Consider the following 15085-nt stretch of genomic DNA (forward strand, 5'->3'; position numbering starts at 1 on the left):
AGCAAGCCTTTCATGCCCACATTCGACTTCGATCTCTTCGTCATCGGCGGCGGCAGCGGGGGCGTTCGCGCCGCTCGCATGGCGGCGCACACCGGCGCCCGCATCGCCATCGCAGAGGCCGCCGAACTCGGCGGCACCTGCGTCAACGTGGGCTGCATTCCCAAGAAGCTCTATAGCTACGCGGCCGGTTATGCCGAGTCCTTCGAGGAAGCCGCGGGCTACGGCTGGAAGCTGCACGGGGCGCCGCAGTTCGACTGGGCGCACCTGAAGGCGCAGCGCGCAAAAGAGATCACGCGGCTCAACGGCATCTATGCCTCGCTGCTGAAGAACTCGGGCGTCACGCTCGTCACCGGATGGGCGCAGCTGGTCGATGCCCACACGGTGGAAATCGACGGCCGGCGCCACACCGCGCGCCACCTGCTGGTGGCCACCGGCGGCACGCCCTTCGTGCCCGACATTCCAGGCCGCGAGCACATCGTGACCTCCGACGCAATGTTCGACCTCGACCCGTTCCCCAAGCGCCTGCTGGTGGTGGGCGGCGGCTACATCGCCTGCGAATTCGCATCGATCTTCAACGGGCTGGGCGCCAAGGTCACGCAGCTGCACCGCCGCGCGCACCTGCTCACCGGCTTCGACGACGACGTGCGGCAGTTCCTGGCGAACGAGATGGGCAAGGCCGGCGTCGACATCCGGCTGAACTGCGAAGCCGCCTCGGTCACGCGCGGGCCGCACGGACTCACGGTCACGCTGGCGCGCGGCCAGCAGATCGAGGCCGACACGGTGCTCTTTGCCACCGGCCGCGTGCCCAACACGCAGGGGCTCGGCCTCGAAGCAGCGGGCGTGAAGCTCGACGAGCGTGGCGCGATCGCAGTCGATGCGCACTACCGCAGCTCGGTGCCGTCGATCTACGCGGTGGGCGACGTGTCCACGCGCGTGCAGCTCACGCCGGTGGCACTGGCCGAGGCGATGGTGGTGGTCGACGAGCTCTTCGGCAAAGGCAAGCGTCGGCTCGACTACGAATTCATTCCCACTGCCGTGTTCACGCACCCGAACATCGGCACCTGTGGCTACAGCGAACTCGACGCGCGTGCGAAGTTCGGCGAGGTGACGGTGTTCTCGAGCGAATTCAAGTCGCTGCGCCACACGCTGTCGGGCCGCAGCGAGCGCACATTCATGAAGCTGATCGTGGACAAGGCGAGCGACCGCGTGGTGGGCCTGCACATGGTGGGCGCGGACGCGGGCGAAGTGGTGCAGGGCTTTGCGGTGGCGATGCGTGCGGGTGCGACGAAAGCGATCTTCGACAGCACCGTGGGCATTCACCCGACGGCCGCTGAAGAGTTCGTGACGATGCGCGAACCGATGCCCGGCTAGGCGCGCACCGCCTGCTGCTTGCCCTCGAGCAGCTTCACCATCACGAACAGCACGCGATTGGCCGGCGTGGGCACGCCCAGTGCCTCGCCGCGCCGCACGACCAGCCCGTTGAGATGGTCGATCTCGCTGAGCTTGCCGCGCGCGAGGTCTTGCGCGGTCGACGAGTATTGCGAGGGCATGCTCTGCGCGATGCCGCGCACGGCGGCGTCGGTATCGCCGGGCACTTCGACGCCTTCGGCCTTTGCAACCGCGAGGCACTCGGCCACCACGTCGCGAATCATGTCGGTCACGCCTGTGCCCTTCACGAGCACACCGTAGGGCAGCTGCGTGATGGCCGAGAGCGCGTTGTAGGCGCAGTTGAGGATCAGCTTGGCCCACAGCGAGCCGCGCACGTTGCCCGAGATCTGCGTAGGCACGCCGGCGGCAACGAGGTGCTGCGCGACCTGCTCGCTCATGCGCGAGGGCGCGATCACCAGTTCGCCGCGCCCGTGGTGCCTCACATGACCCGGCCCCGCCATCTCGGTCGCCACGTAGACGACCGCCGCGGCAACCTCGTTCGCCGGCAGCACCGAGCGCACGCGCTCGTCGTTGTCGACGCCGTTCTGCAAGGTGAGCACCAGTGCGCCGGGCGCGAGATGCGGCTTGATCTGCGCGGCGGCCGCTTCGCTGTCGGTCGACTTCACGCAGAACAGCACGAGGTCCGCGCCCTGCACCGCATCGGCTTCGGTGCTCGCAGCCACCTTCACGAATTCGTCGAAGGCCTTGGTCTCCAGCCGGAGCCCCTTGGCGTTGACGGCCTCTACGTGCGAAGGCCGACCGACCAGCACCACCTCATGCCCGGCACGCGCCAGCATGGCTCCGTAGTAGCAGCCGACTGCGCCGGCGCCCATGACTGCGACTTTCATCGGTTCGATTCCTTGGTTGTCGCGGCGATCATGCCTCGGTCTCCACGCCGCGCGATTTCAGACCTTCGTCCAGCAGCCATTCGCGAAACGCCGCGAAGGCCGGCAGGTCGAGCCGGTCGGGCCGGTAGCAGAGGTAGTGCCCCTGGTTCACGCTCACCGGCGTGCCGCAGGGGCTCAGCAGCGAGCCTTCGGCGAGTTCTTCCTGCACCAGCAGCTTCGGCACTAGGCCGATGCCCAAGCCGTTGAGTGCCGCCTGTATCAGCGCCGAATACTGCGCGAAGCGCGGGCCGGCCACGATCTGCACTTCGGGCACGCCGTGCTGCGCGGCCCATTGGCGCCAGGCGCTGGGCGCGCCCTCGTGATGCAGCAGCGTGTGGCCGACGATGTCGGCGGGCTGCGCGATGCGGTGCCGCCCCTCGACCAGCGAGCGCGCCACGATCAGCACGAACTCGCGCCCCGCGATGTATTCGGACACCACGCCGGGCCAGCCGTCGGGGCCGTATCGGATCGCGGCGTCCACGCCCGCCGGAATGCCGTCGCTCGGCTCCAGGTGACGGCTGAAGCTCAGCATCACGTGGCGGCTCTTCTGGCTGAAGGCGGGCAGGCGCGGGATCAGCCACTTGGTAAGGAAGGTGGGCACGCTCGCCAGCGTGAGCAGCCCGGCGCCCGCGTCGCCCGAGCGCGCCTCGAAAGTCGCGGTTTCTATGGCGCGCAGGCCGCCCGAGATCTTCTGCCAGTACACGCGCCCCTGCGGCGTAAGTTGCACGCCACGCCCATTCTTTTGCAGCAGCTCGCGGCCGAGGAAGGCCTCCAGCCCCGCGATCTGCTTGCTGACAGCGCTCACGGTGATGCACAGGGCGCCGGCCGCCAGCGTGATGCTCTGGTGGCGCGCCACGGCGTCGAAGGCCAGCAGTTCCTGAATGGTGGGGCAGTCGCGCTTCATGCATGGCTCCGCTTCGTGAAAGCTGCATGAAAAACGCTTTCCGATTGCTCAAGTGTCGTCATCCAACTTTCACCCATAAGTACGCATGCATAAGTACGCATGCGGTTCCTAGAATTCGAGGCAACGCGGCGGCATGCTCGGCGCGGACAGTAGCGCATCCGGAAAGTATGCCGGGTGTCCATGACATTGGAGACAACCTTGATCCGCGGCATCTCGCTCATCTACGGCCTGTACCTGCTGCTGCCCATCGCCCTGCTGCTGGTAGGCAGCGTGGGCGGCAACTGGACCAACACGCTGCTGCCCACGGGCATCACGGGGCAGTGGTATGTCGACCTCTGGCTCGACACCTCCTTTCGCAAGGCCTTCGTGAGCAGCCTCGTGGTGGCAATGGCTGCCTGCGCCATCAACACCGTGCTGGCGCTGCCGCTGGCCTATGCGCTGTATCACGGCGCGCGGCGCGGCGGCAGCCTGGCGGCGCGCATCGTGAGCGCCACGCCGGTGGCGGTGCCGGCCATTACGCTGGCCTTCGGCTACATGATCGTGTTCAACACCGACCTCGCGCCCTGGCTGGGTTCGATGCCGCTGCTGATCGCGGCGCACGCGATCCTCACCCTGCCCTACCTCACCAACACGCTGCTCACCGACCTGCGCCACCTCGACCTCGGCCGGCTCGAACAGGCGGCCGCCACGCTCGGCGCCTCGGGCTGGCAGCAGTTCACCGGCATCGTGCTGCCGAGCCTGCGGCAGAGCCTGATCAGCGGGCTGGTGATGGTCGCTGCCATTTCGGTGGGCGAGTTCGGCGTGTCGAACCTGCTCACGAGTTTCCAGAACCGCACCTACCCGGTGGTGCTGCTACAGGCCTTCTACGGCGCCACGGGCTTTGCCTGCGCGGCCACGGTGATCCTTCTTGTGCTGGCCAGTGCGTCGGCGCTTCTTTCTTCTTCCCTTGTAAAGCAGCGCACATGAGTCTTCTGTTCGACAACGTCAGCTACAACTACCCCGGCAGCACGCACGGCCTGCACGACGTGTCGCTCGACGTACGCACGGGCGAGCTCGTGGCGGTGATCGGGCCGAGCGGCTCGGGCAAGTCGACGCTGCTCAAGCTGGTGGCGGGCCTGGAGACGGGCCACACCGGCCGCATCATGCTCGGCGGCGAAGACATGTCGCGCACGCCGGTGCACCAGCGCCACATCGGCATGGTGTTCCAGAGCTATGCGCTCTTTCCGCACCTGAGCGTGCTCGACAACGTGGCCTACGGGCTCAAGCTGCGCAAGCTGGCAACGGCCGAGCGGCGCAAGCGCGCGCAGGAGCTGCTCGACATCGTGGGGCTGGGCGACTTCTCGCAGCGCGCCGTGGCACAGCTCTCGGGCGGGCAGCAGCAGCGTGTGGCCCTTGCCCGCGCGCTGGCCATCGACCCGCGCGCCCTGCTGCTCGACGAGCCCCTGTCGGCCCTCGACGCCAGCGTGCGCGGCCATCTGCGCGACCAGATCCGCTCGATACAGCAACGCTTCAACGCCACCACGCTGCTGGTCACGCACGACCAGGAAGAAGCGCTGGTGATGGCCGACCGCGTGGCCATGCTGAAAGACGGCCGGCTGCTGCAGATCGCCACGCCGCGCGAGATCTACGAGAACCCCGCGAGCCGCGCAGTGGCCGAGTTCGTCGGGCTCTCGACGATCCTGCCCGCGAAGGTGGCGTCGCCGGGCCGGCTGGACCTGGGCTTTGCCGAAGTCTTCGCCGACACCGGCCACCGCCCCTTCGGCACCGCGCTGCATGTGCTGGTGCGCCCCGAACACATCCGAGCCGACCCGGCGCCCGACGCCGTGAACCGCCTCGCGGGCCGCACCGGCGCGCAGCGCTACCTGGGTGCGCTCACGCGCTACGACTTCGAGGTGCCGGGTGCGGGCAAGCCATTCCTTGCCGAGTCGGCAGCGCCGGCTGCAGAAGCCATCGCCATCGCGCCCGAACACCTTCGTTTACTTGACCACTGACCCTTTCCTTCAAGGAGCCACCATGCAACGCAGACATCTGATCCAGGCCGCCGGCGCACTGCCCGCACTGTCATTGGCCACCCTCGCGGCCCGCACCGCCTTCGCCTTCGACGGCCCCGAGCTCTACGCAGGCGAGAAGGCGCTGTACGCCGAGGCGCAGAAGGAAGGCCTGTGCGTCTCCTTCGACACCGGCCCCGAATGGGCCAACTGGAAATCGCTGTTCCGCGACTTCAAGAAGCGCTACCCCGAGATCGAGCTGACCTACAACGACATCGGCTCCGCCGCCACCGTGGTCGCACTCGAAAAGACCAAGCGCCGCCCGCAGGCCGACACCGCCTACTACTTCGCCGCCTCGGCCGTCGACGCCGCGAAGAAGGACGTGGTCGCGCCCTTCAAGCCTGTCAACTTCGACAAGCTGCCGCCCGTGTTCCGCGAGGCCGAGGGCCGCTGGTTCACCATCCACACGCTCAACATCGCTTTCCTGGTCAACAAGAAGCTGGTGAAGACCGTGCCCACCGGCTGGGCCGACCTGCTGAAGCCCGAATTCAAGAGCACGGTGGTTTACCTCGACCCTCGCTCCACCGGCATCGGCCAGGTTCTGACCTTTGCAGCGGCCTACGCCAACGGCGGCAGCGTCGACAACGTGCAGCCCGGCACCGACTACCTCGGCAAGCTGCATTCGGCCGGCAATGTGCTGCGCGTGGAAGGCACGACGCCGTACGCCAAGTTCCTGAAAGGCGAGATCCCGGTGTGGATCAGCTACGAGAACGACGGCCTCAAGGCCAAGCACGTCGATGGCATGGGCGACGCGGTGGAAGTCGTGATTCCCAAGGAAGCCAGCGTGGCCGCACCGTACGCCATCAGCCTCGTGAAGAACGGCCCGAACCCGAACGCCGGCAAGCTGTGGCTCAACTTCATCATGAGCGAGGCAGGCCAGTCGCTGTTCGCGCAGGGCTTCGTGCGTCCGGCTGTGCCGGGCACGCCGCTGAGTGCCGACGTGGCGGCCAAGATGCCGGCCGCGCCGCAGATCAAGCCGCTCGACGTGGTGAAGGCCTCGGAGCGCAAGGCCGAAGTCGACAAGCTCTGGGCGCAGGCCGCGCTGGGCAAGTAAGCAGGCCGTGATGCGACGCTTTGGCGCCTGGCCCGCGTGGGCCTTCATGGCGCTTTTCTTCGCGGTGCCGCTCGCGGCGCTGCTGCCCGAAGCCTTCGCCGAGGGCGGCAGCGCCTTCGGGCGGCTGTTCGGCAACCCGCTGTTCCTGGGCGCGCTGCGCAATACGTTGGGCCTCGGCCTCGCGGCGGGCGCGATCTCGGCGCTGGTGGGCACCTGCATCGCCATCGAACTGGCACGCCAGCCCGAAGGCCGACGCCAATGGATGATGACCCTGCTGGGCTTGCCGCTGGCCTTCTCGGGGCTGGTGATTGCCTACGGCTTCATCCTGGCCTTCGGCCGCGCGGGCTTCGTGACGCAGCTGCTCGCGGGCCTCGGCGGTGACCCGGCCGCCATCGGCAGCTGGATCTACAGCGTGTCGGGCCTGGGCTTTGCCTATGCCTACTACCTGATCCCGCGCGTGGCGCTGTCGCTGTACCCGGTGTTCGCCAACCTCGACCTGCGCCCGGCGCAGGCGGCGCGCACCTTGGGCGCTTCGAAAGCGCGTGCCTTCTGGGACACGGTGGTGCCCGAGGTGATGCCCTCGGTGCTGTCGAACGCCTGCATGGTGGCCGCGATCGCGATGGGCACCTACGGCACGGCGCTGGCATTGGTGGGCACTCAGCTCAACATCCTGCCGCTGATGCTGCTCGCGCAGGTGGGCGACGGCGGTTCCGATTTCGCGGTGGCGGCGGCCTTGTCGCTGGTGCTGATGGTTGTGTGTGTGATCGTGATGGGAGTGGGCGATGTCTTTACGCGAAGGCGCGAGCGTGGTGCTGTCGGCGCCGGTCACTGAGGCGCTGACGCGCCTCGCGCAAAAGCAGCGGGGGCCCGAGCGCTACCGCCAGCCCGTGGCCATCATCGGCCCGGGCGACGGCGGCCCGGCCGAATGCGAGGCCGCCCACGCGGTGGCGCATGCGCTGGCCGGCGCGGGCATGTCCGTGGTCTGCGGCGGGCGCGGCGGCGTGATGGCCGCGGCCTCGCGCGGAGCCGTGGAGGCCGGCGGCATCGTCGTGGGCATCCTGCCCGAGGACGACGACCGCAACGCCAACGAATGGCTCAGTGTGGCCATCCCCACGGGCATGGGCGAGATGCGCAACGGCATCGTCGCGCGCAGCGGCGTGTGCCTGGTCGCCATCGGCGGCAACATGGGCACGCTGTCGGAAATGGCGCTGGGGCTCAAGTGGGGCAAGCCGGTGTTCGTGATGCATGGCGATGTGGCATTGCCCGGCGCGGTGCAGGCCACCGATGTGGAAGACATGCTCACGAAAGTGCTCGCCTGCCTGCTGGCATGACTGCCCCCGGCTGAAGCGGCGGCCGCATTGCACAATGCCGTCATGCCCTACATGCCCACCTTTGTCGCTCCCGCCCGCTTCACCGATGCCGCCGCTGCACTCGAACAGGTCAAGGCCATCTACCAGGGCGGCCTCGCCCATCTGCGCGAATCGATGCTGCGCTTCGTTGCCGGCGAGGCGCTGCCGGGCCGGGTGCGGGCCTGCTACCCCTTCGTGCGGGTGCACACGCACACCGTCTCGCGCCACACGCCGCCGGCCAACGCCGGCCTGAGCTACGGCTTCGTTGCCGGCCCGGGCCGCTACGAGACCACGCTGACGCGGCCCGACCTGTTCTCGCGCTATTACCTCGACCAGTTCCGCCTGCTGCTCGAAAACCACCAGGTCGAACTCGAGGTGGGCACCAGCACGCAGCCCATTCCGATCCACTTCTCCTTTGCCGAGAACGACCACATCGAAGGCACCATGAGCGCCGAGCGCCGCGCCCTCATGCGCGACGTGTTCGACCTGCCCGACCTGGGCGTGATGGACGACGGCATCGCCAACGGCACCTACGAGGCGCGCGACGGCGAGGCGCAGCCGCTGTCGCTCTTCACGGCCGCGCGGGTGGACTACTCGCTGCACCGCCTGCGCCACTACTCGGGCACCGCGCCCGAGTGGTTCCAGAACTTCGTGCTGTTCACCAACTACCAGTTCTACATCGACGAGTTCGTGCGCCTGGGCCACGAGGCCATGGCCGACGAGAACAGCGAGTACGTCGCCTTCATCGAGCCCGGCAACGTGGTCACGCGCCGGCGCGGGCTTGCTGCAGGTTCGAGCGCCACCTACGGCCACCTGCTCGACGGCAGCCAGGGCACCGCTCCACCGCGCCTGCCGCAGATGCCGGCCTACCACCTGGTGCGCGAGGATTGCAGCGGCACCACCATGGTCAACATCGGCGTCGGCCCGGCCAATGCCAAGACCATCACCGACCACGTCGCGGTGCTGCGCCCGCATGCGTGGATGATGCTGGGCCACTGCGCCGGCCTGCGCAACACGCAGCAGCTTGGCGACTACGTGCTGGCCCACGCCTACGTGCGCGAAGACCACGTGCTCGACGAAGAGCTGCCGCTGTGGGTGCCGATTCCGGCGCTGTCGGAAATCCAGCTCGCGCTGGAGAAGGCCGTGGCCGACGTCACGCGCTACGAGGGGCCCGACCTGAAGAAGATCATGCGCACAGGCACCGTGGCCAGCACCGACAACCGCAACTGGGAACTGCTGCCCGGCAACCAGCCGCAGCGCCGCTTCAGCCAGAGCCGCGCCGTGGCGCTCGACATGGAAAGCGCGACCATCGCGGCCAACGGCTTCCGGTTTCGCGTGCCCTACGGCACCCTGCTGTGCGTGAGCGACAAGCCGCTGCACGGCGAGATCAAGCTGCCCGGCATGGCCAACCACTTCTACCGCGAGCGCGTGGAGCAGCACCTGCGCATCGGCATGCGGGCCATCGAGATCCTGCGCGAAGAGGGCTCGACGCGGCTGCACAGCCGCAAGCTGCGCAGCTTTGCCGAGGTGGCGTTCCAGTAAGAAGAAGGGCTTCCGGAGGGCCCCGACAGAGGTCGGGCCCTCAGGGTTTGTCCTGCCCGCCATCGCGCGGGATTGCGCCGTTTCGCGGACATCATCCGGTTTACCCCACAGCAACCGGAAAGAAGATGACCCAGTCGCGTTCCGTTCCCCTCTCCCGCCGCAGCTTCTCTGCATGGATCGCGGCCTCGGCCGCAGCCGCTGGCGCAGGACATGCCGCACTGTGGCCGCGCACCGCCTCCGCCGCCGACGCACCCGTGAGCAGCAAGCTGCGCATCGTGATTCCCGCCAATGAAGGCGGCGGCTGGGACCAGACGGGTCGCGCGCTCGGCGCCGCGATGCTGGCGTCCGGCGCGGTCGGCAGCGTGGTGTACGAGAACATCGGCGGCAAGGGCGGCACCATCGGACTGGCGAAGTACGTCGAGAAATACGATGCGGACCCCGACACCCTGCTGATGAGCGGCATGGTCATGGTCGGCGCGGTCGCGCTGCAGAAGCCCGCCGTGACGATGGCCAACATGGCGCCGATCGCACGCCTCACCAGCGACTACGAGGTGGTGGCGGTGAAGGCCGATTCGCCCATCAAGACGCCGAAGGATTTGATCGCACAGCTGCGCGCCGATGCAGCCAACACCGTCATCGCGGGCGGCTCGGCCGGCGGCGTGGACCACATGTACGCAGGCATGCTGGCGCGCGTGGCCGACGCTTCGCAGTCGCTGGTCTACCAGGCGCACCCCGGCGGCGCCGAAGTGGTCGAGGCGCTGGCAACCGGCAAGGCCGCAGCCGGCATCTCCGGCTACAGCGAGTTCAGCGAGGGCCTGGCCAGCGGCAAGCTGCGCGCCATCGGCGTGTCGTCGAAGCGGCCGTTCCAGGGCATCGCCTCGGTGCGTGAGCAGGGCGTGGAAGCCGACCTTGCCAACTGGCGCGGCGTGCTCACCGGCCGCAAGGTGCCGCCGTACCGCAAGGCGGCGCTGCTGACGGTGGTGCGGCGCGCCACCGCCACCGATGTGTGGCAAAAAGCCATCAAACAGAACAACTGGGACCCCTTCTGGATGGAGGGCAAGGATTTCGAGAATTTCCTCGAAACCGACACCGCAATGGCCGGCCCGCTGATCTATCTGCTCAAGCTGAAAGCTTGAGAGCGGCCCGCCTCCTCGGGTTTTCCCTAGGCCCATGAAGCGTGGGGTTGACACGTTTTTCGGACATCATCCAGTTACTTCTAAAGACAACTGGAAACAAAATGCCGCATTTCGTGCCGACCGGCCTCTCTCGCCGCAGCCTTGCGGCATGGATCGCATCGACCGCTGCCGCGGGCGCAATGCCCGCAGCGCTCTGGCCCACGATGGCCGGCGCGGCCGAACCGCAGCTCGCCACCAAGCTGCGCATCGTCATTCCCGCCAACGAAGGCGGCGGCTGGGACCAGACCGGCCGCGCGCTCGGCGCCGCGATGATCGCGTCGGGCGCGGTGGGCGACATCAGCTACGAGAACATCGGCGGCAAGGGCGGCACCATCGGCCTGGCGAAGTACGTCGAGAAATACGACGCCGACCCCGACACGCTGCTGATGAGCGGCATGGTCATGGTCGGCGCGGTGGCGCTGCAGAAGCCCGCCGTCACGATGGCGCAGGTCGCGCCGGTGGCACGGCTCACCAGCGACTACGAAGTGGTGGCGGTGAAGACCGACTCGCCCATCAAGACCCCGAAGGACCTGATTGCGCAGCTGCGCGCCGATGCTGCAAAGACGGTCATCGCCGGCGGCTCGGCCGGCGGCGTGGATCACATGTACGCCGGCATGCTGGCGCGTGTGGCCGGCAACGCGGGGGCTCTGGTCTACCTGCCGCACCCCGGCGGCGCACAGGTGGTCGAGGCGCTCGAAACGGGCAAGGCGGCCGCCGGCATCTCGGGCTACAGCGAATTCAGCGATCACCTCGCCAGCGGCAAGCTGCGCGCCATCGGCGTGTCATCGAAGCGGCCATTCCTGGGCATTCCGTCGGTGCGTGAACAGGGCGTGGACGCCGACCTCGCCAACTGGCGCGGCGTGCTCACCGGCAAGAAAGTCCCGGCCGAGCGCAAGGCCGTGCTGCTCGAAGCCGTGCGCCGCGCCACCACGGCCGATGTCTGGCAGAAGACCATCAAGCGCAACAACTGGGACGCGTACTGGATGGCGGGCAAGGACTTCGAGAGCTTCCTCGATCTCGATACGGCGATGGCCGGGCCGCTGATCTATCTGCTCAAGCTGAAGGCCTGATCGCTCGAAGCATCACGCGAAAAGCTCGGGCATTTCGCGCTGCGCCTTCGGCGTGAGCGTGAGCGCCCGCCCGTCGAGCTCCTGCCTCACCCATCCGCGGCGCAACGACAGCTGCAGCCATGCAGCGCCCAGCGCACCGCCCAGGTGCGGACGGCGCTCGCTCCAGTCGAGGCAGGCGCAGGCGAAGCGGCGGCGCGAGCGCCGCACCGCATCGACCTCCACGCCCAGGCTCTCCAGCGCGATCGCGCCTTCGGACGTGAGTTCGTACGAGCCGCTCTGCAGGCCGCTGAGCCAGCCCTGCGCATGCAGCCTGTCGTGCAGCGCGACACCCGCCGTGCCCGCCATGTGGTCGTAGCAGGTGCGCGCGCTGCGCAGGCGGCTCGGCGTGTTCGGCTTGAACTCTGGCGTGCGCGGCGCGCCGGCCACCACCATCAGGCTTTCGAGCGCGGCGGCGACGTCGTCGTTGGCGAGGCGGAAGTAGCGGTGCTTGCCCTGCACCAGCAGATCAACCAGCCGTTCGTCCTTCAGACGCGCGAGGTGCGCGCTGGCGGTCGATGCGGCCACCTCGGCGACGGTGGCGAGCTCGGTGGCAGTGCGCGCGTGGCCGTCCATCAGGCAGCTCAGCATGCGGGCGCGCGCCGGTTCGGCGATGGCGCCGGCCAGGCGGGCCAGCTGGAAATCGGCGGATGAAGCGGTGGTGTCCATGCGCCCATCGTAAGACGGCGCCGCATCCGACACTTCGTTCGCGGACGAAGTGTGGCGGCGGCTTCGATCGCACACTGACGCCATGAACGAAAGCAACAGCCCCACTCTTGCCGACATGCCCGCCGACCCGGTCGCGGCCGTCACGCATGCCGATCCCTATCCGTACTACGCCGCCCTTCGCGACGGGCCACCGCTCGCTTGGAACGAGAAGCTGCGCCTCTGGGTCGCGAGCCGCGCAGACGTGATCGAAGAGGTGCTGCTCGCGCACGGTGCGTTGCGTGTACGGCCGACCGCCGAGCCGGTGCCCCGCGCCATCGTGGGCAGTGCGGCCGGCGAGGTTTTCGGCCATCTGGTGCGCATGAACGACGGCGTGGCGCACCAGGCGCACCGGCCCGCTCTGCAACGCGCACTGGCCGGGCTCGACCTGAACGCGGTGCACGCGGCAGCCCTGCAGATAGCGCTGCGGGTTCCGCAGCAGCAGCCGCTGTCCGACACGCTGTTCTCGATGCCCGTGCAGGCAATCGCGCACCTGCTCGGTTTTGCCGACAACGCGCTGCCGCAGGTGGACCGGTGGATGCGCGACTTCGTGGCCTGCCTGTCGCCGTTGTCCACGCCCGAGCAGTTGCAGCGTGCGAGCGCCGCGGCGGGCGAATTGATGACGCGCTTTGAAGTTCTGGTGGCAGGCGAGCCGCCACGGCACGGCACGCTGCTCGCCGCCGTGCTCGCCGAAAGTGCGGGCGACGCAACGCTGTCACGCTCGCTGCTGGCGAACGTGGCTGGCCTGCTGTCCCAGACCTGCGATGCAACGGCAGGCCTGGTCGGCAACAGCCTGATCGCGTTGATGCGCGAGCCTTCGCTGCGCACGTCGACTCGCACGCGCGACGGCCTGCAGGCCATCGTCGAGGAGACCGCGCGGCATGATCCGTCAGTGCACAACACACGGCGCTTTGCTGCCGAAGCCGTCACCATCGCCGGCACACCGCTGGCCTCAGGCGATGCGGTGCTGGTGCTGCTGGCGTCGGCCAATCGCGACGCGGCGTTCAACCCCGACCCCGACAGCTTCATACTCGTGCGCGCCCGTCGCCGCATGCTCGGCTTCGGCCACGGCATGCATGCGTGTCCCGGCCAGGCATTGGCATGCACGCTGGCCGCGGCCGGCCTCGACGCCCTGCTGCGCCGCGCGCCCGACCTCGATGCTCAGCGCCTGCGCGGCTGGAGCTACCGGCCGTCGGTCAACGGGCGCATTCCCGTGTTCCACTGACCCGTGCCCGCCAGGTGGGGCGACAGTTGCGCGTCGCCCCAGCGCAGCGGCAACGCCGCCGGACGGCGCAGTGCATGCGTGACATGGAAACGCATCAGCCGCTCCGCGCCTTCGAATTCAGCCACCTCGGTCCCGTCCCAAACGATCTCTGCCGTGACTGCTACGTGCAGCAAATCGCCGCTGTCGAAGTCGACGAACAGCAGCCCCGCGCGCGGATGCGCCGCCAGGTTGCCGAGCGTGTTGAAGAAGCGGTTGCCGTTGAAGTCCGGCACGGTGAGCACGTCATCACCGTCGAGGCGCACGAAGCCAGGGCGACCGCCGCGGTGCGACACATCGACGCCGTGCGAACTCGCATCGGCCTGGTCGCCCGCCGCAACCTCGTTCGGATAGGCGGTAGCGATGAACAACGTGTCGGCACTGCCGATAAGGCGATGCGCCGCAAGGTCGAGCTTGTCGAGCCATTGCGCCTGCGGCGCTGCATCGGCACGCGGCGCAACGAACACCGGTTCGCGCGCCTGGATGTAGCGCGGGCAGTTGCCGAAGCTCTGCTGCACAGCGACCATGAAACCCGCGTCATCGAGCGCCTCGACCGTACCGTTCATGCGATTGCGCCGCCGCGTATGCGGCTGGATGCCGAGCAGGCCCAGCGTGGCGCCCTGCTTCAACTGGCCAACGAGCGGATCGCCCGACGCGGGCAGCGCATCGACGCGCAGGTGCGTGGCATCTGGTGAATGCGCGAAGCCGGCAGGTGCCGCGAGCACGCTGGCCCAGGGCTGCAGCTCCGCATCGAGGCTGCCGACCACGAGGAACGGCAGCAGCCCGAAGAACTCGCGGTGCTGATCGGGCATGTAGTCGCGAATGACGCGAGGCCCGGCCACCTCCATCTGCTCGCGCGAGCCCGCCAGGGCCTGCAACGCCCGCTCGCCCGCGTGGAAGGGCGCGGCGATCATGCGACCGCCGCAAGCCCGATGGGCGTGCGCACCATTGGTACGAAGCCCGGCAAGGCTTCCACGCGCTCAAGCCAGCCGCGCACGTTCGGGTAGGTATCGAGCGCCACGCTGCCTTCGGGCGCATGCGCCACATAGGCGTAGTTCGCGATGTCGGCCAGCGTGGCGGCGGGACCGGCAAGGAAGGGCTGCTGCTGCAGGTGCATCTCCATCACCGAGAGCAACGCATGCGAGCGCTTGACGGTCTCCGTCGGGTCGGTGGTGTGGCCGAACAGCGCCATGATCCGCGCGGCCGCCGGGCCGTACGCCAGCGGCCCCGCCGCCACCGAGAACCAGCGCTGCACACGCGCCGCACCGACGGCATCGCGCGGCATCCAGCGCGCGGGGTCGGACGCATAGCGCTCGTTAAGGTAGACCAGGATGGCGTTGGAGTCGGCCAGCGTAAGGTCGCCGTCCTCGATCACCGGCACCTGGCCGAAGGGGTTGCGCGCCAGGAACTCCGGCGCGCGGTTGTCGCGCTTGCGCATGTCGATCTCGACGTTCTCGAAGGGCAGGCCGAGCATCGTGAGGAACAGCCGCACGCGATGCACGTGGCCGGAGAGCGTGGTGCCGTAGAGCTTGATGGGCTGGGCGGGGCGATTGGCGGCTGCGGCGTTCATGGAGGCGTTCCTTTTTCGAGATGGCTGGGACAGTGCCCCGATTCTTCTCTCTTGCG

The 15085-nt window shown here is 68.4% G+C and carries 15 protein-coding genes; 10 read left to right on the forward strand and 5 right to left on the reverse strand.

The window, feature by feature from the left end:
• Window positions 1–12 precede the first annotated feature (12 nt).
• Window positions 13–1371 (forward strand): glutathione-disulfide reductase, encoded by a 1359-nt coding sequence (gene gorA, locus ACTG4X_RS32670; RefSeq protein WP_440532885.1) that lies wholly within the window; start codon window positions 13–15, stop codon window positions 1369–1371.
• Here gorA and ACTG4X_RS32675 read toward each other — a convergent pair.
• A complete protein-coding gene (locus ACTG4X_RS32675; RefSeq protein WP_440532886.1) occupies window positions 1368–2276 on the reverse strand; it encodes a ketopantoate reductase family protein in 909 nt (302 codons plus the stop codon). The two genes, gorA and ACTG4X_RS32675, sit on opposite strands and share 4 nt — an antisense overlap.
• Window positions 2277–2304: 28 nt before the next feature.
• On the reverse strand, window positions 2305–3219 hold the full coding sequence (locus ACTG4X_RS32680; RefSeq protein ID WP_093179812.1) for a LysR substrate-binding domain-containing protein: 915 nt from the start codon (window positions 3217–3219) through the stop codon (window positions 2305–2307).
• Between the two features lie 180 nt (window positions 3220–3399).
• Between ACTG4X_RS32680 and ACTG4X_RS32685 the strand changes: the two genes are divergently transcribed.
• The 8 genes from ACTG4X_RS32685 (at window position 3400) to ACTG4X_RS32720 (ending at window position 11457) form a co-directional block, all read left to right on the forward strand.
• Entirely contained in the window at window positions 3400–4185 is a 786-nt protein-coding gene (locus tag ACTG4X_RS32685) for an ABC transporter permease (protein ID WP_093058692.1), read from the forward strand.
• On the forward strand, window positions 4182–5210 hold the full coding sequence (locus ACTG4X_RS32690; protein ID WP_307616917.1) for an ABC transporter ATP-binding protein: 1029 nt from the start codon (window positions 4182–4184) through the stop codon (window positions 5208–5210). Before ACTG4X_RS32685 ends, ACTG4X_RS32690 begins: the two co-directional genes overlap by 4 nt.
• 22 nt (window positions 5211–5232) lie before the next feature.
• Entirely contained in the window at window positions 5233–6321 is a 1089-nt protein-coding gene (locus tag ACTG4X_RS32695) for an extracellular solute-binding protein (protein ID WP_093179806.1), read from the forward strand.
• A gap of 10 nt (window positions 6322–6331) precedes the next feature.
• Window positions 6332–7153, forward strand: coding sequence for an ABC transporter permease (locus ACTG4X_RS32700; protein WP_093081013.1), 822 nt, complete (start codon window positions 6332–6334; stop codon window positions 7151–7153).
• Window positions 7104–7652, forward strand: a complete 549-nt coding sequence (locus tag ACTG4X_RS32705) for a TIGR00725 family protein (RefSeq protein WP_093058688.1) — start codon at window positions 7104–7106, stop codon at window positions 7650–7652. Before ACTG4X_RS32700 ends, ACTG4X_RS32705 begins: the two co-directional genes overlap by 50 nt.
• Window positions 7653–7694: 42 nt before the next feature.
• Complete coding sequence (locus ACTG4X_RS32710; protein ID WP_093058687.1) at window positions 7695–9212, forward strand: AMP nucleosidase; 1518 nt, start codon at window positions 7695–7697, stop codon at window positions 9210–9212.
• Window positions 9213–9337: 125 nt separating this feature from the next.
• Complete coding sequence (locus ACTG4X_RS32715; protein WP_176928987.1) at window positions 9338–10348, forward strand: Bug family tripartite tricarboxylate transporter substrate binding protein; 1011 nt, start codon at window positions 9338–9340, stop codon at window positions 10346–10348.
• Between the two features lie 101 nt (window positions 10349–10449).
• Window positions 10450–11457, forward strand: coding sequence for a Bug family tripartite tricarboxylate transporter substrate binding protein (locus ACTG4X_RS32720; RefSeq protein WP_440532887.1), 1008 nt, complete (start codon window positions 10450–10452; stop codon window positions 11455–11457).
• A 12-nt stretch (window positions 11458–11469) separates the two neighbouring features.
• Here ACTG4X_RS32720 and ACTG4X_RS32725 read toward each other — a convergent pair whose 3' ends face one another.
• Window positions 11470–12162, reverse strand: a complete 693-nt coding sequence (locus tag ACTG4X_RS32725; protein ID WP_093058685.1) for an ArsR/SmtB family transcription factor — start codon at window positions 12160–12162, stop codon at window positions 11470–11472.
• An 82-nt stretch (window positions 12163–12244) separates the two neighbouring features.
• Here ACTG4X_RS32725 and ACTG4X_RS32730 point away from each other — a divergent pair, with 82 nt between their 5' ends.
• Window positions 12245–13423, forward strand: coding sequence for a cytochrome P450 (locus tag ACTG4X_RS32730; RefSeq protein ID WP_440532888.1), 1179 nt, complete (start codon window positions 12245–12247; stop codon window positions 13421–13423).
• Here ACTG4X_RS32730 and ACTG4X_RS32735 read toward each other — a convergent pair.
• Window positions 13381–14373, reverse strand: coding sequence for a flavin-nucleotide-binding protein (locus tag ACTG4X_RS32735; protein ID WP_440532889.1), 993 nt, complete (start codon window positions 14371–14373; stop codon window positions 13381–13383). The two genes, ACTG4X_RS32730 and ACTG4X_RS32735, sit on opposite strands and share 43 nt — an antisense overlap.
• Window positions 14370–15029: a glutathione S-transferase family protein gene (locus tag ACTG4X_RS32740; protein ID WP_440532890.1), complete on the reverse strand. Its 660-nt coding sequence runs from the start codon at window positions 15027–15029 to the stop codon at window positions 14370–14372. Before ACTG4X_RS32740 ends, ACTG4X_RS32735 begins: the two co-directional genes overlap by 4 nt.
• Between the last annotated feature and the right edge of the window lie 56 nt (window positions 15030–15085).

The organism is Variovorax sp. YR566, assembly GCF_051992195.1.
In the GTDB taxonomy this organism is placed as follows: domain Bacteria; phylum Pseudomonadota; class Gammaproteobacteria; order Burkholderiales; family Burkholderiaceae_C; genus Variovorax.

Coding starts and splice junctions, on each gene's coding strand:
- ACTG4X_RS32740 (WP_440532890.1), bottom strand. CDS start 15,029: ATGAACGCCGCAGCCGCCAATCGCCCCGCCCAGCCCATCAAGCTCTAC.
- ACTG4X_RS32680 (WP_093179812.1), bottom strand. CDS start 3,219: ATGAAGCGCGACTGCCCCACCATTCAGGAACTGCTGGCCTTCGACGCC.
- gorA (WP_440532885.1), top strand. CDS start 13: ATGCCCACATTCGACTTCGATCTCTTCGTCATCGGCGGCGGCAGCGGG.
- ACTG4X_RS32735 (WP_440532889.1), bottom strand. CDS start 14,373: ATGATCGCCGCGCCCTTCCACGCGGGCGAGCGGGCGTTGCAGGCCCTG.
- ACTG4X_RS32710 (WP_093058687.1), top strand. CDS start 7,695: ATGCCCTACATGCCCACCTTTGTCGCTCCCGCCCGCTTCACCGATGCC.
- ACTG4X_RS32725 (WP_093058685.1), bottom strand. CDS start 12,162: ATGGACACCACCGCTTCATCCGCCGATTTCCAGCTGGCCCGCCTGGCC.
- ACTG4X_RS32705 (WP_093058688.1), top strand. CDS start 7,104: ATGTCTTTACGCGAAGGCGCGAGCGTGGTGCTGTCGGCGCCGGTCACT.
- ACTG4X_RS32695 (WP_093179806.1), top strand. CDS start 5,233: ATGCAACGCAGACATCTGATCCAGGCCGCCGGCGCACTGCCCGCACTG.
- ACTG4X_RS32700 (WP_093081013.1), top strand. CDS start 6,332: ATGCGACGCTTTGGCGCCTGGCCCGCGTGGGCCTTCATGGCGCTTTTC.
- ACTG4X_RS32685 (WP_093058692.1), top strand. CDS start 3,400: ATGACATTGGAGACAACCTTGATCCGCGGCATCTCGCTCATCTACGGC.
- ACTG4X_RS32720 (WP_440532887.1), top strand. CDS start 10,450: ATGCCGCATTTCGTGCCGACCGGCCTCTCTCGCCGCAGCCTTGCGGCA.
- ACTG4X_RS32690 (WP_307616917.1), top strand. CDS start 4,182: ATGAGTCTTCTGTTCGACAACGTCAGCTACAACTACCCCGGCAGCACG.
- ACTG4X_RS32730 (WP_440532888.1), top strand. CDS start 12,245: ATGAACGAAAGCAACAGCCCCACTCTTGCCGACATGCCCGCCGACCCG.
- ACTG4X_RS32715 (WP_176928987.1), top strand. CDS start 9,338: ATGACCCAGTCGCGTTCCGTTCCCCTCTCCCGCCGCAGCTTCTCTGCA.
- ACTG4X_RS32675 (WP_440532886.1), bottom strand. CDS start 2,276: ATGAAAGTCGCAGTCATGGGCGCCGGCGCAGTCGGCTGCTACTACGGA.